General features: G+C 56.0%; 16 protein-coding genes. 11 read left to right on the top strand and 5 right to left on the bottom strand.

Translation table 11 applies throughout. The features are described 5' to 3' along the window. Positions 1 to 6: 6 nt before the first annotated feature. Positions 7 to 1470 (bottom strand): xanthine dehydrogenase small subunit, encoded by a 1464-nt coding sequence (gene xdhA / locus RUE5091_RS15630; RefSeq protein ID WP_058282875.1) that lies wholly within the window; start codon positions 1468 to 1470, stop codon positions 7 to 9. A gap of 156 nt (positions 1471 to 1626) precedes the next feature. On the opposite strand from xdhA, the gene RUE5091_RS15625 reads away from it, so the two are divergent. Further along, positions 1627 to 2535, top strand: a complete 909-nt coding sequence (locus RUE5091_RS15625; protein WP_058282874.1) for a LysR family transcriptional regulator — start codon at positions 1627 to 1629, stop codon at positions 2533 to 2535. Positions 2536 to 2593: 58 nt separating this feature from the next. Here the strand turns inward: RUE5091_RS15625 and RUE5091_RS15620 are convergent, their stop codons facing one another. Then, the gene (locus tag RUE5091_RS15620) at positions 2594 to 3826 is read right to left on the bottom strand and encodes a urate hydroxylase PuuD (RefSeq protein WP_058282873.1); all 1233 of its coding nucleotides are present in this window, start codon (positions 3824 to 3826) and stop codon (positions 2594 to 2596) included. A 101-nt stretch (positions 3827 to 3927) separates the two neighbouring features. On the opposite strand from RUE5091_RS15620, the gene RUE5091_RS15615 reads away from it, so the two are divergent. Then, complete coding sequence (locus tag RUE5091_RS15615) at positions 3928 to 4848, top strand: LysR family transcriptional regulator (RefSeq protein WP_058282872.1); 921 nt, start codon at positions 3928 to 3930, stop codon at positions 4846 to 4848. A 5-nt stretch (positions 4849 to 4853) separates the two neighbouring features. Here the strand turns inward: RUE5091_RS15615 and uraH are convergent, their stop codons facing one another. Next, positions 4854 to 5207: a hydroxyisourate hydrolase gene (gene uraH, locus RUE5091_RS15610; protein ID WP_058282871.1), complete on the bottom strand. Its 354-nt coding sequence runs from the start codon at positions 5205 to 5207 to the stop codon at positions 4854 to 4856. Positions 5208 to 5354: 147 nt separating this feature from the next. Between uraH and puuE the strand changes: the two genes are divergently transcribed. From puuE to RUE5091_RS15595, 3 genes are read left to right on the top strand one after another with little or no spacing between them, the layout of a single operon-like run. Continuing rightward, positions 5355 to 6767: an allantoinase PuuE gene (puuE, locus tag RUE5091_RS15605; RefSeq protein WP_058282870.1), complete on the top strand. Its 1413-nt coding sequence runs from the start codon at positions 5355 to 5357 to the stop codon at positions 6765 to 6767. Further along, entirely contained in the window at positions 6764 to 7249 is a 486-nt protein-coding gene (locus tag RUE5091_RS15600) for an ureidoglycolate lyase (protein ID WP_058282869.1), read from the top strand. The genes puuE and RUE5091_RS15600 overlap by 4 nt, the downstream gene beginning before the upstream one ends. Before the next feature lie 54 nt (positions 7250 to 7303). Further along, complete coding sequence (locus RUE5091_RS15595; RefSeq protein ID WP_058282868.1) at positions 7304 to 8728, top strand: uracil-xanthine permease family protein; 1425 nt, start codon at positions 7304 to 7306, stop codon at positions 8726 to 8728. A 210-nt stretch (positions 8729 to 8938) separates the two neighbouring features. On the opposite strand, the gene RUE5091_RS15590 is transcribed toward RUE5091_RS15595, so the two are convergent. Together RUE5091_RS15590 and RUE5091_RS15585 are read right to left on the bottom strand one after the other, a co-directional pair. Then, complete coding sequence (locus RUE5091_RS15590; RefSeq protein ID WP_058282867.1) at positions 8939 to 9808, bottom strand: bifunctional allantoicase/(S)-ureidoglycine aminohydrolase; 870 nt, start codon at positions 9806 to 9808, stop codon at positions 8939 to 8941. Positions 9809 to 9993: 185 nt separating this feature from the next. Continuing rightward, entirely contained in the window at positions 9994 to 11304 is a 1311-nt protein-coding gene (locus RUE5091_RS15585; RefSeq protein ID WP_058282866.1) for a tetratricopeptide repeat protein, read from the bottom strand. 209 nt (positions 11305 to 11513) lie between these two features. On the opposite strand from RUE5091_RS15585, the gene gntH reads away from it, so the two are divergent. From gntH to RUE5091_RS15550, 6 genes are all read left to right on the top strand, one after another. Then, positions 11514 to 12842 (top strand): guanitoxin biosynthesis MBL fold metallo-hydrolase GntH, encoded by a 1329-nt coding sequence (gntH, locus tag RUE5091_RS15580; RefSeq protein WP_058282865.1) that lies wholly within the window; start codon positions 11514 to 11516, stop codon positions 12840 to 12842. 129 nt (positions 12843 to 12971) lie between these two features. Continuing rightward, a complete protein-coding gene (locus RUE5091_RS15575; protein WP_131726322.1) occupies positions 12972 to 14729 on the top strand; it encodes a hypothetical protein in 1758 nt (585 codons plus the stop codon). Further along, positions 14726 to 15976 (top strand): HupE/UreJ family protein, encoded by a 1251-nt coding sequence (locus RUE5091_RS15570; protein WP_082643679.1) that lies wholly within the window; start codon positions 14726 to 14728, stop codon positions 15974 to 15976. Before RUE5091_RS15575 ends, RUE5091_RS15570 begins: the two co-directional genes overlap by 4 nt. A gap of 469 nt (positions 15977 to 16445) precedes the next feature. Next, a complete protein-coding gene (locus tag RUE5091_RS15560; protein ID WP_058282861.1) occupies positions 16446 to 17396 on the top strand; it encodes an ABC transporter substrate-binding protein in 951 nt (316 codons plus the stop codon). 77 nt (positions 17397 to 17473) lie between these two features. Then, on the top strand, positions 17474 to 18511 hold the full coding sequence (locus tag RUE5091_RS15555) for a quaternary amine ABC transporter ATP-binding protein (RefSeq protein WP_058282860.1): 1038 nt from the start codon (positions 17474 to 17476) through the stop codon (positions 18509 to 18511). Next, positions 18504 to 20093, top strand: coding sequence for an ABC transporter permease (locus tag RUE5091_RS15550; protein ID WP_058282859.1), 1590 nt, complete (start codon positions 18504 to 18506; stop codon positions 20091 to 20093). Before RUE5091_RS15555 ends, RUE5091_RS15550 begins: the two co-directional genes overlap by 8 nt. Positions 20094 to 20125 lie beyond the last annotated feature (32 nt).

Here is a 20125-nt window from a genome sequence, read left to right as displayed (position 1 = left end):
TCCTAATTACGCGCAAGCCAGTTGAACGGGGGTGTCGGTTTTGGTGTCGTTCTCAAGGAAGAACCGACGCAGCAGGTTCTGGGCGGACAGCATCCGGTAGTCAGAGGATGCACGCCAATCGGTCAGAGGAGAGAAATCCTGTGCCAGCGCTTCGGCGGCGACTTCAAAGCTTTCACGCGACCAGGGTTGACCGTTCAGCGCCGCCTCGGCTGCAGCAGCACGTTTGGGCGTGGCGGCCATGCCGCCGAATGCGATGCGCGCATTGCTGATCGTGCCGTCTGTGACCGTCATGTGGATACCAGCCGCGACGGACGAGATGTCCTCGTCACGACGCTTGGAAATCTTATAGGCCGCATTCAGATCACTGGGGCCGGGCAAGGGCACGTGGATGCTTGCGACAAACTCATCGGGTTGACGGTCTTGCTTGCCATAGTCGATGAAGAAATCAGCCAAAGGCAGCGTCCGGCTTACTGAGCCGCGCCGCAGCGTGATTTCTGCGCCAAGCGCGATCAGAACCGGCGGCGTATCCCCGATGGGCGAGCCGTTGGCGATATTCCCGCCAATTGTTCCCATATTCCGCACCTGCCACCCTGCGATGCGATCCCAGTAGGAGGACAGGTGTGGCAGGTGTTCAGACAGGAGTTCCTGGCAATCGGTGTAGCTGGCGCCAGCACCAATCAGGAGGAGGGAATCCTGTCTTTCGACTGTTTTCAGGTCTTCGAGATGACCGGTGAAGATAGCAGGCCCGATGTTGCGCAGGAATTTGGTGACCCAAAGACCTACATCCGTGGCCCCCGCCACAATTGTGGCGTTGGGATAGGTCTGCAGGCACTCGGCAAGGTCATCAACGCTGGAGGGGATAATGCTCAGGTTGTCTTCTGGTCCGGACACCACGCGCCGGCCGTCATTGAGCGCGGCCAGACGTGCGGTCATGGTTTCACGTTCGGTATTCAGGTGGTCCGATGCTGGCGTGCCATAGCGGCTGACGGCAACGGCGGCACGGATGATCGGTTCATACCCGGTGCAGCGGCACAGGTTACCCTGCAACGCGGTTTCGACCTGCGTCTCGGTTGGCTCAGGCGTTTGCATCCACAGCGCATAAAGCGCCATGACGAAACCCGGCGTGCAGAACCCGCACTGGCTGCCGTGATGATCGATCATCGCTTGTTGAACCGGGTGGAGGCGACCGTCCGGGCCGGACAAGTGCTCCACTGTTACGACATGACAGCCATCGACCGAGGCAAGAAACCGGATACAGGCATTCACGGGTACATAGGTCAGACCCGCATTGCCAAGCCGTCCAACAAGTACGGTGCACGCACCACAGTCGCCTTCGGCGCAGCTTTCTTTTGTGCCTGTCAGCCGACGCTCCAACCGCAGGAAATCCAGAAGCGTCTGGTCTGCTGATACATTCGGAACGGACACATCCTTGCCATTCAGGACAAATTGGATGTCGGTGCGATGCGTCATGGTATTCTCCCTCTGACCCTGCCTTTCAGGTGGGTGGTTGGGAAAAGCATAGAAGTTACGATTGAGTCTTAAAATCGCTGGAAACGGCAAATACTTTCAACAGAACGTTGAAAAAGGAAATGCCATGGCGCAGTCTTTCCGTAAGGAGAGGATCTAATGTCGTACATCGAAAGCCTCCGTGTTTTTGTCAGAGTGATGGAGTTGGGCAGCATTACGTCCGGTGGGCGCGACCTGCGGTTAACCCCGGCAGTGGCCAGCAAACGGTTGAAAGAACTTGAGAACCATTTGGGCGTGCGGCTGTTCAACAGAACAACCCGGTCGATGACTCCTACCGAAGTCGGGTCGGTTTTCTACGACGAGGCCAAGGCCGTTCTGCTGGCAATCGATCACGCCGAAGCGCGCGTTGCCAGCTTTTCCGACGCCCCCCGAGGTGCCATTCGTATCACCGCGCCGCTGGGTGTCGGGCGTAGAATCGTCGCGCCTCTGGTGCCAGAATTCTCGGATCTCTACCCGGAAACAGAGATTCGAATGCGCTTGTCGGACCGTAAGGTGGACATAATGGCCGACGGTTTGGACATCGCGTTCTTTATCGGCGAGCCCGGTGATTCCACCATGAAACTGCGGAAGTTCGCGGATTGCGATCGCGTGCTGTGTGCCTCGCCAGAATACCTGTCAAACTTTGGCGTACCCAATACGCCGGATGACCTGCTGCATATGCCCCATAACTGTCTTTTGCTGCGGTATCCCAGATCACCCGAATACTTCTGGACCCTCAATACGGACATGGGGCCGCGAAAGCTGGAAGTCCACGGTAAATACGATGCCGATGATGGGGACGTGCTGACAGACTGGGCGCTGGCGGGCAAGGGGATCGTCAACAAACCGCGCTTTGACGTACGGGAATATCTTGAGGACGGTCGACTGGTCGAGGTCCTGCCAAAGACGCCCCCATTGCCGACGATTTTCGGGTGTCTTTACCCGCATAAAAAGCTTCAAGATCCCAAAGTACGCCTGTTCGTTGAATATATCGCGCAGCACAGCAAACGCTTTTTCGTGCCGGGCTGAAAAACCAAAAACTGGGCATGATAACCCAGTTTGCTTGTCTCCAAATTCTCTGTTGGTGCTATTGATCTCTGACTTCGTTGATCCATGCAACAATTGTCTGGCGTGCTTCTTCGTCCATCTGAACCGCTGATGGCGGCGGCATCGCGTGGCTGATCCCGGCCTGCAGATAGATCTGGTCGGCCTGTCGGGCCACGTCACCGGGGGTTTCAAGGAAAACCTTCTTGGGGGCCCATTTCATGGTGCCGTAGACCGGCTCGCGCGCATGACACATGGAGCAATTGCCCAGCACCGTGTCATACGCGGCCTCGAAACCGGCGGCTGACGCATATTTCTCCTCATATGGTGTCAGTTCGCGCGCTTCGGCATCTTCCCATGTCTCTGTTGGCCTGACCGAAGACAGCCATGCGATAACGATCATGAGGATGACCGTGACTGCCCAGGTCCAATGCGGGCCCTTACCAGTTGAGTGCATCGTGTTGAAGTAATGGCGGATAGTCACGCCTGTCAGGAAGATCAGACTGGCGATGATCCACGAGTATTGTGTGCCGAAGGCCAGCGGATAGTGGTTCGACAGCATCAGGAACACGACCGGCAAGGTCAGATAGTTGTTATGTGTGGAACGCACCTTGGCGATCTTGCCGTATTTGGCGTCAGGAGTCCGACCAGCCTTGAGGTCTTCGACAACGATCCGCTGATTGGGCATGATCTGAAAGAACACATTGGCCGTCATGATCGTCGCGGTGAACGCGCCAAGGTGCAAAAGCGCAGCGCGACCAGTGAAGATCTGGTTGTAGCCCCAGGACATGATCACCAGAATCACGAACAGCAACAACATCAACACGGTTGGGTGGTCGCTGAGCTTGGATTTGCACATCTGATCGTACAGCAGCCACCCAATAGTCAGCGACCCGCCCGAGATCAGGATGCCCTGCCACAGCGAAAGGTCGACCTTGGTGGGATCAAGCAGGAACAACTCGCCCCCGACCCAATAGATGATCATCAACAGGGCTGCACCGGACAGCCATGTCGTATAGCTTTGCCATTTGTGCCAGGTCAGGTGTTCGGGCATTCGGGCAGGCGCCACAAGGTATTTGACGGTGTGATAGAACCCGCCGCCGTGTACTTCCCATTCTTCACCGTAGGCCCCGTCCGGCAGGGCAGGGTTCGGCTTCAGCATGAGGTCCAGCGCGATAAAATAGAATGACGCGCCAATCCACGCCATCGCGGTGATCACATGCAGCCAGCGGACGGAAAAGGCGATCCACTCCCACATTACGGCCAAGTCGTACATGGCTTTGCTCCCAAGATTCTAAGTTCCCAGACACTCTATGCGATAGTGTTTTCCTCTGGTATTGCTACGAAAGACCAAGCAGTATCAAAAAATGCAAAATAATGTCCTACTTTGATAACATCCGAACGTTTGTCCGTGTTTACGAATTGGGCAGCATGTCCGCCGCAGGTCGTGATCTGCGGGTGTCGCCAGCTGTAACGTCGGCCAGAATTTCCCAGCTTGAAGAGCATCTTGGCGTGCGATTGTTTCAACGCACCACACGCAGCCTTACGCCGACAGAGCAAGGAAAATCCTTTTACCGGGGTGCGACGGAAATTCTTGAAGCGGTCCAGAACGCCGAAGCGCAAATCGTCAACATCACCGAGAACCTGAAGGGATCGCTGTATATCGCTGCCCCGTTGGGGGTTGGGCGGCGTCTGATAGCGCCGCAAGTGCCAAAGTTTCTGGCTGAATATCCTGAAGTGAATGTTCGGCTGAGGCTGACTGATCGTAATGTGGACATTACGACCGAAGGTTTGGACCTCGCCTTTTTCTTAGGTCAGCCTGAAGACAGCAATTTGCGCATTCGCAAGATTGCCGATGTGGAACGGGTTCTTTGTGCATCCCCGAAATACATCAAGAAACACGGGATGCCTGAAAGTGGCAACGATATTGTTGCCAACGGGCATGAATGCCTCAGCCTGCGTTTTCCGGGCGCAACTGAATTCCAATGGCTATTAAGAACTGAATCCGGGCCAAAGCGATTCCGTGTTTCAGGGCGGTACGAGTCAGATGATGGCGATGTGCTGACCGATTGGGCCCTGGCCGGGCACGGCATCGCGTTGAAGCCGGTTTTTGAGATTTCAAAGTACCTCAGCGCCGGTACCTTGGTTCCGGTAGCGCTTAAAACGCCTCCGGAACCGATTCAAATGGCGTGTTTGTATACCCACCGCCGCATGCAAGATCCCAAAACGCGTCTTTTCATGGAGTTCATAATAGAGCGTATTGGATCAACGATTGCTGAGACGAATACGTCCCAATAGGTCGCTCAGCTACCGCGATATGTCGAATACCCGAAAGGTGAAAGAAGCAGCGGCACATGATAGTGCGAGTGTTCGGACATTCCAAACCGGATTGGGACCACGTTCAGAAACCGTGGGTCTTCGGGTGGGGTGCCACAGGCGTCGAGGTAATCTCCGGCGTAGAAGATCAGTTCGTATTCGCCCGTTGAAAACTCGGCTTCGGGCAGAATCTGCTCATCCGTGCGACCGTCGTCGTTTGTGAGCAGGGTTTTCAGCAACGTACGGTCTGATCCTTCAATTCGAAAAAGTTCGATTTTCAGACCCTCGGCAGGGCACCCCCGCGCCGTGTCCAGAACATGTGTAGTAAGGTAACCTGACATTTGAGCCTCTCTTTGAAACTTGGAAATTACTAATCCGAATACTCCCCAAGAGGCAAAGGCTGACTGTCCGAAACTCTTTGTTGTATTTTTTGAAAAACAACATCGATTATCTGGGGTATTCATCATTTCAAGAAGAAGGAAATTGATGTGACGCGTTATCCACGAGATATGACCGGCTATGGCGGGCAAGTGCCCAAAGCCAACTGGCCCAATGATGCAAAGATCGCGGTTCAGATTGTACTGAACTACGAAGAAGGTGGGGAAAACAATGTCCTGCACGGCGATGCCGCGTCTGAGGCGTTTTTGTCCGAGATCACCGGGGCGGCCCCGTGGCCCGGGCAGAGACACTGGAATATGGAGACGATCTACGAATACGGCAGCCGTGCCGGTTTCTGGCGGGTGCATCAGCTTCTGCAGGACACTCCTATAACTGTTTATGGCGTTGCCACTGCTTTGGCCCGCGCACCGGCGCAGCTTGCAGCCATGAAGCACGCAGGTTGGGAGATCGCCAGCCATGGTCTGAAGTGGATCGAACACAAAGACATGACCCCGGAGGAAGAGCGAGCGCAAATCCGCGAAGCGATCCGGCTGCATACCGAGGTTACGGGCCAGCCGCCGCGCGGTTGGTACACGGGCCGCTGTTCGATGAATACCGTCGATCTGGCCGCCGAGGAAGGCGACTTTGCCTATATCGCGGACAGCTACGCCGACGATTTGCCCTATTGGACAAAAGCTGGCGGCAAGGATCAATTGATCATGCCTTATACGCTGGATTGCAACGACATGCGCTTTGCGATCCAGGCCGGGTTCACCAATGGCGACCAGTTCGAGAGCTATCTGAAGGACAGCTTCGACATGCTCTATGCCGAGGGCGAAGCGGGTGCGCCCAAGATGCTCTCAATTGGTCTGCACTGCCGGCTGATTGGCCGTCCGGGCCGCGCCATGGCGCTGAAACGCGTGTTGGAGCATTTCGTGAAACACGACGGCGTCTGGTTCGCAACGCGCGAACAGATTGCTGATCACTGGGCAAAGGAACACCCTCCGATGCAACGCCTGACCCCGTCCGAAATGGACCAGCCCACCTTTGTTGCCGAATTCGGCGGCATATTCGAACACAGCCCGTGGATTGCTGAAGGTGCGTATGATCTGGAGCTTGGGCCGACCCATGACAACGCCGCCGGTGTTCACAACGTGTTGGCGCGGGTGTTCCGTACGGCCTCTGCCGAACAGCGCCTTGGTGTTCTGACCGCTCACCCAGATTTGGCGGGCAAGCTTGCTGCAGCCGGTCGCCTGACCAAGGAAAGCACGGCGGAACAGGCCGGGGCCGGTCTGGATATGCTGACGGACGAAGAACGCGCGAATTTCACCGCGTTGAACGAAGCCTATACATCCAAGTTCGGCTTCCCCTTCATCATTGCGGTCAAAGACAACACGAAAGCAAGCATTCTGGAAGCCTTCCACCGCCGTATCGAGAGCGACCGTGATACCGAATTTGCCGAGGCCTGCCGCCAGGTCGAGCGGATCGCGGAACTGCGCCTGACTGAGAAGTTCGGGGCATGACGACTGTCTTGAAGCTCAGGCCCCTGACGTCCGAGGCCTTTGCCCCGTTTGGCGATGTCATTGAAGTGGCTGGTGATGTGGACAAATACATCAATCAGGGAAAGTGCGCGCGGTATCATGATCGCGCAGTGCTGGATTTCCACGATGGGCGCGCCGGGATCAGTGTGTTTCAGTCCGAGGCGTTCAGCCTGCCGATCAAACTCGAAATGGTTGAACGTCACCCTGATGGCAGCCAGGCGTTTCTGCCCTTGTCGGACAAGCCCTTTGTTGTGGTTGTAGCGCCCGACGAAGATGGCATTCCGGGCCAGCCTATCGCATTCAAAACAGCGCCCGGGCAGGGCGTGAATTACCACCGCAACACCTGGCACGGGGTTCTGACCCCGCTCCATGCCCCGGGGCTTTTTGCGGTAGTCGACCGAATTGGAACTGGGCCCAACCTCGAGGAGCATTGGTTCGAGGAGCCCTTCACAATCACGGAATGAGAAACGTTGACGGAAGAGGAGCCGGTCAGCGTCTCATTAGGGAGGAAAGATAAAATGTCAGATGCAACCATCGGAACGCCGGAACAGCTCCGCGATCCGAATTACTCACCGCCGCTTATCAAAGCGGTTCCGCTGGGGATTCAGCACGTGCTGGCGATGTTCGTGTCCAACGTCACGCCAGCCATCATCGTGTGCGGCGCGGCCGGGTTTGGGTTTGGCTCGAACAGTCCCGATTTCCCGCAGATGATCTACATGATCCAGATGTCGATGTTCTTTGCGGGCGTCGCAACATTGTTCCAAACCATTGGTGTGGGACCTGTCGGAGCCCGTCTGCCCATCGTGCAGGGTACATCGTTTGCCTTCATCCCGATCATGATCCCACTGGTGGTTGGAAAGGGCGTTGATGCGATTGCTGTCCTGATGGGCGGCATTGTTGTTGGTGGGCTATTCCATGCGTTCCTAGGGTTGTTCATCGGGCGCCTTCGCTTTGCGCTGCCGCCACTGGTGACGGGCCTTGTAGTGACCATGATCGGTTTGGCGCTTGTGAAGGTCGGCGTACAATATGCCGCTGGTGGTGTGCCTGCAATCGGCACCGAGGAATACGGCTCGGGCCTGAACTGGTTTATGGCCTGCACCGTGATCGTGGTCACGCTTGGCCTGAAGTTCTTTGCGCGCGGTATGTTGTCTGTATCGGCGGTTCTGATCGGGCTGTTGGTCGGTTATGCGATGGCCTTCGTGCTTGGTCAGGTGAATCTGGGCAATGTCGGTAATGCGGCATCCTTTGCGCTGCCGAACCCGCTGCATTTTGGCATCGAATTCTCGGTTGCAGCGATCATCGGCTTTTGTGCGATGTCCTTTGTTTCAGCGGTTGAAACTGTGGGCGACGTGTCCGGCATCACCAAAGGCGGCGCGGGGCGTGAAGCGACCGACAAGGAAATCCAGGGCGCGACCTATGCCGATGGCGTCGGCACCGCGATTTCGGGTCTTTTTGGCGCGTTGCCGAATACTTCGTTCAGTCAGAACGTCGGACTGATTGCCATGACCGGTGTCATGAGCCGCATGGTTGTCACCATCGGCGCGCTCTTCTTGATCATTTGCGGTCTTATTCCCAAAATCGGCGCGATTATCTCGTCGATCCCGATCGAGGTGCTTGGCGGCGGCGTGATTGTGATGTTCGGTATGGTTGTCGCTGCGGGTGTGTCGATGTTGTCGGACGTGAACTGGAACCGCCGCAATATGGTGATCTTTGCGATTGCCCTGAGTCTCGGCCTTGGGTTGCAGCTTGAGCCCGGCGCACTGCAGTACCTGCCCGGCACATTAAAGGTACTGGCCACATCGGGCATCCTGCCTGCCGCTGTTATCGCGATTGTCTTGAATCTGGTTCTTCCCGAAGAGCTTTCGGACGAAGCAACCGAAGAAGTCTCAGGTGGTATGGCGGGCCATGGTCAGGGTTCCCTTGAACAAGATGACCACGTCTGATGACGTCTGACAGAGCATTTCGCCTGTCACTGTAAGAAGCGGCGTGCCGGTGCGCGCCGCTTTTCTTTGCTCAGAATCCCTACAGTCGGGATGCAGCGCACCGGTTTTGCTTTGAGTCCGATAATTCGGAAAAACCCCACAGGTTCAAAATAAACAGGCCGCCTCGAATGTGAGGCGGCCCGTCGGTTGATCCTGACACTGGGTCTTCGGTTATTCAGCTGCTGTACTAAGCCGTTGATGCTGTGGATAGGCGGCAAAGCCGGGCCGCAGCGCCATGTGACGGTTGACGTCCTTGTACAGAAGGTAACGGAACTTGCCCGGACCGCCCGCATAGCAGGCTTGGGGGCAGAACGCGCGCAACCACATGTAATCGCCGGCCTCAACCTCGACCCAGTCATTGTTCAGCCGGTAGACGGCTTTTCCTTCGAGCACATAGAGGCCGTGCTCCATTACATGCGTCTCCAGGAAAGGGATCACTGCGCCGGGTTCGAACGTGACAATCGTGACATGCATGTCGTGACGCAGGTCATTCGGGTCGACAAACCGCGTTGTCGCCCATTTGCCGTCCGTGCCGGGCATCGTCGTTGGTTCAATATCGTCTTCGTTCAGGATCAAAACGTCGGGCTTATTCAGCCCCTCGACCGCTTCATAAGCTTTCCGAATCCAATGAAACCGCAGCGTTTCCTCGGCACGGTTGTGCAGGGTCCATTCCGTTGCCGAAGGCAGATAGGCATAGCCGCCAGGGGTCAATTCATGGGTATTGCCTTCGACGTTTAATGTCGCCGTTCCTTCGACAACAAACAACACGCCTTCGGCACCGGGGTCGGTTTCGGGCCGGTCAGACCCTCCGCCCGGCTGAACCTCCATAATGTATTGCGAAAAGGTTTCGGCAAAGCCGCTTAGCGGGCGCGAGATTACCCACAAGCGTGTATCATCCCAAAACGGCAGGAAGCTGGTCACGATATCCCGCATCGTGCCCCTGGGGATCACGGCATAAGCGTCTGTAAAAACTGCGCGGTCAGTCAACAGTTGGTCCTGCCCGGGGTGACCCCCGTGCGGTGCGTAATACTTGGTGTTCATGTATGCTCCTGAAGAAAAACCGTTTGCCTTAAAATAGGCGCTGGCGGCTGCTTTAATCCACCCGCAAAGAGGAGACAGCACTATTCGAAAAGATTTGAAAGTGCCCGCTGACTAAGCCTGCCATACTGTGGGGCCGTTGGCTCAGGGCACCTGGATGCACCCACGATGCGCTGCGGAAACCGGGCTTAGTTCTGATTATCTTCCAACGCCTTCATACTTTGCATCACCCTTTCGACATGTGAAGGGTCTCTGAAAATGCCAGTCAACATTTTCTCTATGTCTGCATCAGGCCATGAGTTCTTGAGTTTGGTGTATTTCCGCGCCGCTTCCCTGAGCTTGCCCAGTTCATAAAGAGCAGCCGTCTGATAGGCGAACGATGGGGCGCTGATCGGGTCTCCGTATTCCGCAGCTGCTGAAAAAGCATCCAGAGATGTCTGATAATTCTCAAGGTGGAAGTTTGCAGCACCAAATATATTCCGGTTCGCAAACCTCTGGTTGCTTCGACCCCCGTTCATGGCCTTTTCTGCATGGCGCGCGGCTTCGGCAAAATGACCTGAGAACAACGCTATCGACCCATGGATGTCCAGCACATGTTCATCGTTGGGGGCCAATGCCACAGCTCTTTTCGATATCCTCATGGCCTCGTCAAATTCTCTGTCTGCAAATTTAACCCAGGCCTGCGCAGACTGAGCCCAAGGGTCAGTGGGTGCCAGGCGAAGCGCACGGTCAGCCATGGCTAGGGCCTCGCGGATCAATGCTGATTTTTCAGGACCTGGCGGGGTCATTATAGCAAGCGTCCCAAGCGCCTGAGCCGCGCCTGCATAGCCACCGAAATAGTCAGGACCCAGTTCTATGACACGACGAAATACTTCGATTACCAACTGCTGGCGCGGACGGTCAAAAATGGGAAACATCATACTTCTGGCCTGATCGGCCAGGTTCATGGCCTGCAGAGAAGACGCTGATTGTTCGATCACGGCCTGACGCCGCAATGTGTCTTTTGACGGGGCCTGAATGCTTTGTTTGTTCTGAATGTCGGGGTTTTGCCCAAAACCGATGAGGGCGATTGCAATGCCGATGCCGGTTCCTACGGCAAAGGAAAACGCCGCCCAACCCAAGGTGCGACGGGTTTTATTGTTTTGATCGGGTGGACTGATCTGAACCCGTTCGAAACGCGGTCTGTACCCTCCGGTGTCGACCAAAATTCTAACAGGATCAGTGCGGCCTACAGTGTCATAATAGTGTTCAAGATTTTGCCTCAGGCGTCGCGCGTCCACCCTGACGACGTTGTTGGCATCCCCTTCCTCAGTAGGATCTCGATCATAGACGTCCTGAGCGATTGTTTTGCCCATGATGAGGTCGCCACGGCCCTCCAGTTCCTCTGTGACGATGTATTTCAGAAAGGCACAAAGACGGTCCAGATGGGCAAACAGCTCACTGTTGCAAACTGCTTGCATCGCGTTGGTCTTGTCGGGTTTCCGAATGTCTGAAGCCATTAAAACTCTTTGTTCGCAAGGTTTTCAGATCGTATTCAAATTTCATAATGCACAGGAACTCAGCGTGAGTCACCCCTGAGTCACCGTGATTCCGTTATCAGGTTGAAAAACTTGCGGGACACTGACCTTGCATCGCATGCGGTGCCAGCCGCCGACAACCTCGCTTTTGTTCCAGAGCTGTCGGCGGCTTTAGCAAGGGAGTGTAAATCATGAATAGACGAAAACGGCTATTGAAATACTCGGTTTATTTGGCGGCCGGGGTGACTTTTGGGATCTGGCTGGCCGCCCCGAACGGAGGGCTGAAAATGCTTGGCGACACGTTCGGCCCTTCCATGGCCTTGGCTCAGGAGACACCCGAGGTGTCACCAGTCAAGGCGAGGGAGAGAGATACGTATTACCCAAACAGTGAAGACCTGAAGCCAGATGAAATGCGGGTGATTGCCTGCGGAACCGGGATGCCGACGACCCGTGCTGCACAAGCTGCGGCCTGTTTCCTGGTTGAACTTGGAAACGGTGACAAGTTCCTGTTCGATATCGGCTCGGGTTCAGCCGAGCGGATTTCATCGCTGCAAATCCCGTACAACTACCTCGACAAAGTGTTCATTGGTCATCTGCATACCGACCACTTCGGAGCGTTACATGACTTGTTCATTGGCGGCGCCTTGATGGGGCGCAACGTTCCCCTTCGGGTATGGGGACCCAGTGGCGCGGTGCCAGAGCTTGGCACGGCCTATGCCCTGGATCGTATGCAAGAGATGTTGTCTTGGGATCTGGCGGGCCGTGCCGGAAATATCGATTTCCGAGGCTATGTCATGGATGTGACCGAGTTCGACTATAAGCTAGAGAATGAGCCGATATATGAGGAAAATGGTGTTGTCATTCGCACCTTTCCCGCAATCCACTCCATTGATGGTTCTGTAAGCTACGCCTTGGAATGGAATGATCTGAAGTTTGTCTTCAGCTCGGATACGTATCCCAACAAGTGGTTTGTCGAATATGCCAAGGATGCGGATTTGGTGATCCATGAATGCTTCATTGCGGTGCCTGAACTGGTCAGTAAAATGAAGTTCACACCGGAATCGGCACTGCAGGTGGGTACGCAGGTTCACACCGCCCCCGAGGCTTTCGGCAAGGTCATGAGCGAGATCAAACCGCGCATGGCCGTCGCGTATCACTTCTTCAATGACTTCGACACGGTCACCGGTGTGTATGAGCGTATCCGGTCCACCTATGACGGCCCGCTCAGCCTGTCAGAAGACTTCATGGTCTGGAACGTGACCAAGGATGACATTCGCGTGCGGATGGCCGCCACCGAAGAACGGACTTGGTCTCCGCCACTCGCCGCCCCGGCAGAGCCGCCAAATGTGGATGACAAAACCGCGATGGCTGAAAAGCTCGGTGTTGAGACACTGGATTTCAGTGACTTTGTCGCTGGTGGCGTCTGGGACGTCGAAGATGTTTTGCGACCGATCTACGAACAGGCCAGCGAAGCACTGGGCCAGGATTTCCCTTACCCGGAAAAGTCCGAACCTAAATAGACGCTCAAGCCTAACCGGTGCTTGAAGGCGTTGCCATCTGGCGCCGGTCTCTGTGCTTTTTGCTTTCAATCTGAACCTCGTGTTTGGAACAAGAAGCACAGAGCGGATCCTGCATAGGAGGTCCCTCTCATGATGCACCTTAAACGTTTGATCATAATGGCGGTTTTCTTAGTACTGCATCCGCCCAACGCACGCGCCGACCTGTTACCGGCTAATGGCGCGGAAACGGCGGCCAACTTTGCAGAAATCTCGGTGCTGGAAGATCGGGCACGGGTCACGCTGGAAATTGACCTGGGCGATGTGCATGGGTTTCTGGCGAATGCCGCGGAAGGTGACGACCCCGCAGGCAACTTATCTGAGCGCACAGGCAAAGCCTTCGAAGTGTTTGCGGATGGAGTAGCGCTTGTTCCTGAAACGGTTCAGCTTGATGTCCGGAACAGAAAGCCCCGTGTGACGGCTTTCCGGCCAAGCTATGGTCTGGCCCCGCAGGATGAACGTTCTTCCCAGGTTATTTATGTGGTTCTTGATTATCCTTTTGACCACAAGCCAACGGAAATTACCTTTACGCCACCTCTCACATCCGATGGCGTTCCAACCGTGGCTATCGGGGTGATTTTCGATCACCTAGGCGTCGCCGTTACGGACTATCGCTACCTTTCCCGGCCCGAGGTCTTCTATCCCAACTGGAACGATCCTTGGTACAGCAGGTTCGAAAATCCGAACCTGACCCGGCACCACAAATCGGCGCTGATGTCCTTCGTGTCCGTCGAACCGCGAGAGGTTCGGCACGAGGTAATCTTTCGCCTGCGTGATTTGGAAGGCTGGCTTGATCTCAAGCTCGGCGAAGGAACTGTTCTTAGTGCCGACGTCATGGCAATGGTCAAGCAACAGGCCATTGACCTATTTTCGCACAGCAATCCGCTGACAATTGACGGCCAAGAAATTTTGCCTAGCTCGGCAAAAGTTGAGCAACTGTCCGTAGGTGTCGACGGTTTGAAGGTTCTGGCTAACCCGTCGGAAACAAATCGGGCCACTGCCATTCTGGGAATTGTTCTGTCGTACCCGCGTAATGCGTTGCCCAGGGAATTCTCTCTGAATTGGGATTTGTTCACAGAAGAGACAGGCACCATACCGGTTCAAATCACGGACCTTGCCGGGGCGGTGCCCGGACAAGTGACCCGAGATGCGCCCGAAATCACGTGGAAAAACTACATTCTTCAGTGGAACGCCCCCAGAACCCAACCTGTTACAGTCGCCACTATGCGCTCCATTTCGGTGCCGGTTTTGTCACTTGGTCTGGTCTTTATCGGGGTGTGCCTGGCGGCGTTTGCATGGCGAAACCGCCCGGGTCATTGGCAGGGGTGGGCCGTGATCGCCCTGTCAATCTGTCTCGTCGCCGGTGTTCTGAGAACGATGACGGTCGAGATGACGCTCCCAACCAAAGCTCTTCGCGATACAACTGCTGCAGCGCAGGTTACAGAGGCAATTGTTTCAAATCTGGCAATCGCGCGATTGGAAACACAAGACTTGCAGTTTTCGAAGGCACTGCGTGCATTCGTCAGGGCAGAAACTCTGCAAGATGTCGCGGCGGAAATCCGCAGGGGCTTGTCCGTAACGCTGCCATCAGGGGCGACCGCGCGGATCGAATCGACGGACGCGCTGGTGGTGGAAAGCATCGAACCCAAAGCGGATGGCGGAAATCGAATTTTGGCACGCTGGGACGCCTTGGTCAGCGGTGGACATTGGGGCCATATGCATCGCCGCATTGTTTCTTATCGCGCATTGATTGACGTTGATCGCGACGCCGATGCGTGGGTTTTGTCAGGCTTGACCATTCTTGAAACCCGAATGAACTCCCAACCGGTACCGGAGGGAGGCAACTCATGAGACCTGTCTTCATATTTCTTACGACTGTCATTAGCTTGCTTTGTCAGCCGGCATTTGCCCATTTCAAGCTAAACCAGAACGTGCGGGTGCATCATGTGACGCACTCTGCGGATGGTATCGACGTCTATCTGCGCATGCCAATGTCCTATCTGGTAGCAGAGCTGGTCGGTCCCGAAGGTGCAGACGGGTTGCCCGCTGCCGCGCCATATACCTACAATCAGATCGAAGGTGGCGTGCTGATGCATTATCTGGACCAAGCAGCATTGCTGAGCGATCCCGATGGGTTGGCCACTTTGGCTGCCAACACAATTGATCTGTCCGTCACGGGTGTGCTCCTACCCGCAACCGTTTTGTCCATACGCCTGCACCCGCTGGGTTCCGAGCCTGGTTTTGCAACCCTCGCAGAGGCACAAGGCGCAACCGCCGCCGGGCAAGTGTTTCCGATAGCAGTTGGTGAGACCTACGTTGGCAATGTCACGTTGGACCTGCACATGCACTACGCCACTGGGCCTGTCAGATCTTACAGCCTGTCCCACAGATCAAATCCCGGCCTGCAGGGGCAAGAGGACACAGCGAACCTGATCCTCGACTACAATAACGGGCAAATCCGAACCTTCCGCGCAACCGGCCTGATGCACGATCCGATCACAGTTTCCGGGTCGGTCACCGCTGCGACTTCGACCTTTGTTGTCGAAGGTGTCCGGCACATATTGGAAGGCCCCGATCACGTGCTGTTCGTGCTGTGCATGATCATCGGGGCGTTGAACCTGAAAAGTCTTCTGGCGCGGGTAACGGGATTCACTCTTGGCCATACGGTAACGTTGATCCTTGGGTTTTTTGGTATCGCCCCCAGTGGTGCGTGGTTCATCCCGACCGTCGAACTGGCGATTGCATTGTCAATCATCTACGCGGCAGTGATGGCGGTGCGACCTACCGATCAGGAACACGGAGACCTAAAGGCTTTCGCGATCACATCGGGTATTGGACTGCTACACGGGTTCGGGTTTTCCTTCATGCTGCACCAAATCTTGCGGGTGGACGCGCCCAACGTGTGGCACAGCTTGCTAGCGTTTAACGTCGGCGTCGAAGTCGGGCAGTTGATGATTGTCCTGCTGGTCTGGCCGCTGGTTTTGTTATTACGCAAGCAACCAGGCCGTATCTGGATAGGCTCGCGCGCCGTGGTCGCAGTCTGCGCCAGCGTGATCGCTATGGTCTGGGTCATTGAGCGGGCGGAGTTTTTCCTGTGAAATGCTCTAATGAATAGGGCCGACGATGTCTGGCAATCGGACTACAATCGGCGCAATGGTCCACTATCTTACAAGCATTGTCGGGTTTCCCCGCTATCATAACGTTTGGTACGATCCGATAGAGGGTGTGAATCGCGACTTTGCCTCGGCCATTTTTTGGATGAGCGCCCCAAGGCAATTGATCGCGGGGGCTGACGGGGCCTCTACTTGGGCAAAAGTAAATGATCCCGAAAACAAATTTGCAAAAAGTCGAAACTAATCTACGATAATACCGCATAAATGAAATTGTCGTGCGAAGCTCTTGATGGGCAGCGTGTCGGCATGTTTCAATTTTCCGGCCAGCCCGGTGAAGCATACCGTTGGCCAATTTTGCTTGGGAAGCTCGGCTTTCCGTCAACTGTTCAAAAGGTGCACCACGGCCAGACCGGGGAACAACAAGCACTAAAAACGACCAACATGGAGATATCAGATGAAAAAATTTGCAACGCTACTGGGGGGCGCATCAATGGCGATCGCCGGGCCTGCTATGGCTGCGGATATCGTGATCGGTGTGCCGAACTGGCCTTCGGTGAATGCGACGGCGCATATCCTGAAGGTAGCGATTGAGCAGAATCTCGGGCTAGAGGTTGAACTGCAGAACGGCACCAACCCAATCGTTTTCGAAGCGATGGATTCGGGTGCGATGCATGTTCATCCCGAGGTCTGGATGCCGAACCAGCAGAACCTGCATGACACCTACGTGACCGACAAAGGCACCGTTGCGTTCAACCCCAACGGCGTGGAAGCGTTCCAGGGCATGTGCGTCGACAAGGCAACTGCAGATGCCAATGATATCCGTTCAATCGAGGATCTGACCAACCCCGACATTGCGGCGCTGTTCGACAGCAATGGTGATGGTCAGGGCGAGTTGTGGATCGGCGCTCCGGGCTGGGCCTCGACAAATGTCGAGAAAATCCGCGCAAAGTCCTACGGTTACGATCAGGTCCTAGAACTGACCGAAATTGACGAGACCGTGGCATATGCCAACCTGGATAACGCGATCAAGGCAGGCGATCCCTGGGTCGGATTCTGCTACACGCCGCATTATGTGTTTGCCCTGCATGACATGCAGATTCTGGAAGAGCCGGCCTATGACGCGTCCAAGTGGAACGTGCTTCAGCCCACCGACGATCCGGACTGGCTTGAGAAATCCGAAGCCGGCGTAGCTTGGGATCTGGCCTATCTGCACCTGCACTATGCAAAAGAGCTCGAGGAAAAATATCCCGAGGTTGCCCAACTGCTGTCCAACATGAAGCTGGACACCGATGCGGTTTCCGCCATGACCTATGCGCTGGTGATCGAGGGTAAAGAGCCCGCAGCTTATGCTGAAGAATGGGTGACAACGAACGAAGATGCCGTTCTTGACTGGATGTCGCAGTGATTGACGTCAGTTAGGGCTGAAACTCGGACAGGCCGCCGGAGAAGTCCGGCGGCCTGTTCTGCATCGAAGGGACAAAAATGACAGAAACAGTCGTAAAACTGACGGATGTCTGGAAGATCTTTGGCGCACGGGCCGAAGAAGCCATGACCGCAGTGCGGAACGAGGGCATTGGAAAGCCCGAAGTTCTGGAGAGATACAATTGTGTCGTGGGTGTGCAGGGAGCCACCTTCGAAGTGCCTCGGGGTGAGATTTTCTGCATCATGGGCCTGTCGGGCTCGGGCAAGTCGACGCTGGTGCGGCACGTGAACCGCCTGATCGAACCGACCTCGGGCAAGATCGAGATTCTGGGGCACGATGTGTCCAAGATTTCCGAAAACGAACTGCGACGCATTCGGGCACAGCAGATCGGGATGGTGTTCCAGCATATGGCGCTGATGCCACACCGTTCGGTGCGCGATAACGTGGCCTATCCGCTGGAAATCCGAAAGGTTTCAAAGTCAAAACGTTGGGCGGTGTCCGACCACGCGCTGGGTTTGGTGGACCTGACCGGGTACGAGGATCGCCTGCCCAAGGAGCTTTCGGGCGGTATGCAACAGCGGGTGGGGATTGCCCGGGCGCTGGCCTCTGATCCGGAAATTCTGCTGATGGACGAACCGTTTTCGGCGCTTGATCCGCTGATCCGCCTGCAATTGCAGGATCAGTTCAAGGCTCTGGTGGCGCAGTTGCAGAAAACGACGTTGTTCATCACCCACGATCTGGACGAAGCCATTCGCATCGGCCACCGGATTGCGATCATGAAAGACGGCGTAATCGTTCAGATCGGCACGCCGGAAGACATCGTCATGAACCCCGCCGACGACTATGTGCGCGAGTTTGTGCAGGGCATCTCGAAACTCAAGCTGGTCAAGGCGCATTCGATCATGGAGCCGATGGACAGCTATACAGGCCCGACCGAGGGCGCACCGCGCGCCGATGAAGGGGCCGATCTGGATCAGTTGATCGATTTGGCGGTCAATACGGATATGCCGGTGATCATTACGGATGCTGGGGCCGATGTGGGCGTTGTGACCAAACCACGCCTGCTGCGCGGAATTCAGGGGGGCAAAAATGACTGATGCAACCACAGAAGTCAAAGTAACGGCCGCCTCTGATATCGAGGTCGACCGCGAGGCACTGGACCAGTCCATTCACGAATTTGCCGGACCGAATGGCGATTACTACGTCAATGCGTTCCACAAAATCCATGATGCGACCAGCCCGGTTCCGAACACGTTCAACCTGTGGGCTGCGGTGTTGGGACCGTTCTGGTCAGCGTCGCGGGCGATCTGGGGCATGTTCTGGACTTTCCTGATCCTGGAAATCATCGCGTGGGTTCAGATCGGGCGTGGTGCCTGGGGCAACCCCGGGGCTGATATGGCCGAACGGGCGGAACGTCAGCAAGCCCGAGCGAACGAGCTGCTGGAACGCGCTGGGGAAGCCACGGAAAAGGCCGACATAGACCGTTTCACCAAACTGGCGGAAAATATCCAGAAGGCCGCCGATTCAAGTTTCGAAAAGGCCGCCGCTGCACAATCCGAGGCGGTGGGTATCATGATCACGGGCCTGCTGATGCTGCTTGTATTCAAACTGGTGCAGGGGTTTTACGCGGACCGCGTTTATGAAAAGCAGTACTCGAATTGGCGGACTGACCCGTCCAGTACGGAAAGTGGCCGGTCAACACGCAACACGGTGATGGGCGCTGTTTTGGTGGCGGCGATTGCGCCATTGATCGTCTATAAGTTCACGGTGAATGCATCGTTGCCCTTGCTGGACGCCTTTCCCGAGGATCAGGTTTCCGAGATGATTCTGGGTCCGGGCGAGGGAACGTTGTTCTCAAATCTGGCCAGTTGGATGGAGGCGCAGATCGATGCCGCCGCCGCTGCGGGGGGCGATGTCTTTGACGGGATTGTCAGCGGGGTTCGCACCGTTCTGGATGCGCTGACTATTGCGCTGATCGGATCTCCGTGGCCGGTTGTGATGCTGGTCATCTGTGTGACGGCATGGCGTGCGGCGGGGCCGCGTGTGGCGATCTTCACCGCGTCTTCGTTGGCCTATATCGCTTTGCTGGGCTACTGGGATGTGGCGATGGAAACGGTCGCTCTGGTTGGAGCCGCAGTGCTGCTGTGTGTTGTGTTCGGCATCCCGCTGGGCATCTGGTTCGGAAAGTCCAAGCGTGCCTATCGCGCGGCGGAGCCTGTGCTTGACTTGATGCAGACGCTTCCAGCCTTCGTTTATCTGATCCCGATCATCGCCTTCTTTGGCACCGGCAACCCGCCGGGCATTCTGGCCACGATCATCTTTGGCATGCCGCCGGTGATCCGCCTGACCGCATTGGGGATGCGCGGAGTTCCTGACAGCATCAAAGAAGCAGCCGTCGCCTTTGGCGCGTCCAAGTGGCAGTTGCTGAAAGATGTGGAAATCCCGCTGGCTTTGCCGTCGATCATGACCGGGGTCAACCAGACCATCCTGATGTGTCTGTCGATGGTGGTGATCATTTCGCTGATCGGCGGCGGTGGTCTGGGCAAGGAAATCCTTGAGGCGCTGCAATACGCCGCCAAAGGCCCGGGCCTGCTGGGCGGCTTTGCAATCCTGTTCCTGGCCATGGTCATGGACCGGATCGTGCAAGGGGCCTTCCGGCGAGAAGACGAGAAACTCTAAACAAACCCGCCCCCGGTACCGCCGGGGGCGTT

This window comes from Ruegeria denitrificans (assembly GCF_001458295.1).
Lineage (GTDB): Bacteria > Pseudomonadota > Alphaproteobacteria > Rhodobacterales > Rhodobacteraceae > Ruegeria > Ruegeria denitrificans.
Note: the sequence above shows the minus strand (reverse complement) of the source record. Positions and strands in the feature narration are given on the sequence as shown.

What these genes read in the sequence shown, in the direction of transcription:
- xdhA (WP_058282875.1), bottom strand. Translation starts at nt 1,470, where the DNA reads ATGACGCATCGCACCGACATCCAATTTGTCCTGAATGGCAAGGATGTG.
- RUE5091_RS15625 (WP_058282874.1), top strand. Translation starts at nt 1,627, where the DNA reads ATGTCGTACATCGAAAGCCTCCGTGTTTTTGTCAGAGTGATGGAGTTG.
- RUE5091_RS15620 (WP_058282873.1), bottom strand. Translation starts at nt 3,826, where the DNA reads ATGTACGACTTGGCCGTAATGTGGGAGTGGATCGCCTTTTCCGTCCGC.
- RUE5091_RS15615 (WP_058282872.1), top strand. Translation starts at nt 3,928, where the DNA reads ATGTCCTACTTTGATAACATCCGAACGTTTGTCCGTGTTTACGAATTG.
- uraH (WP_058282871.1), bottom strand. Translation starts at nt 5,207, where the DNA reads ATGTCAGGTTACCTTACTACACATGTTCTGGACACGGCGCGGGGGTGC.
- RUE5091_RS15600 (WP_058282869.1), top strand. Translation starts at nt 6,764, where the DNA reads ATGACGACTGTCTTGAAGCTCAGGCCCCTGACGTCCGAGGCCTTTGCC.
- RUE5091_RS15595 (WP_058282868.1), top strand. Translation starts at nt 7,304, where the DNA reads ATGTCAGATGCAACCATCGGAACGCCGGAACAGCTCCGCGATCCGAAT.
- RUE5091_RS15590 (WP_058282867.1), bottom strand. Translation starts at nt 9,808, where the DNA reads ATGAACACCAAGTATTACGCACCGCACGGGGGTCACCCCGGGCAGGAC.
- RUE5091_RS15585 (WP_058282866.1), bottom strand. Translation starts at nt 11,304, where the DNA reads ATGGCTTCAGACATTCGGAAACCCGACAAGACCAACGCGATGCAAGCA.
- gntH (WP_058282865.1), top strand. Translation starts at nt 11,514, where the DNA reads ATGAATAGACGAAAACGGCTATTGAAATACTCGGTTTATTTGGCGGCC.
- RUE5091_RS15575 (WP_131726322.1), top strand. Translation starts at nt 12,972, where the DNA reads ATGATGCACCTTAAACGTTTGATCATAATGGCGGTTTTCTTAGTACTG.
- RUE5091_RS15570 (WP_082643679.1), top strand. Translation starts at nt 14,726, where the DNA reads ATGAGACCTGTCTTCATATTTCTTACGACTGTCATTAGCTTGCTTTGT.
- RUE5091_RS15560 (WP_058282861.1), top strand. Translation starts at nt 16,446, where the DNA reads ATGAAAAAATTTGCAACGCTACTGGGGGGCGCATCAATGGCGATCGCC.
- RUE5091_RS15555 (WP_058282860.1), top strand. Translation starts at nt 17,474, where the DNA reads ATGACAGAAACAGTCGTAAAACTGACGGATGTCTGGAAGATCTTTGGC.
- RUE5091_RS15550 (WP_058282859.1), top strand. Translation starts at nt 18,504, where the DNA reads ATGACTGATGCAACCACAGAAGTCAAAGTAACGGCCGCCTCTGATATC.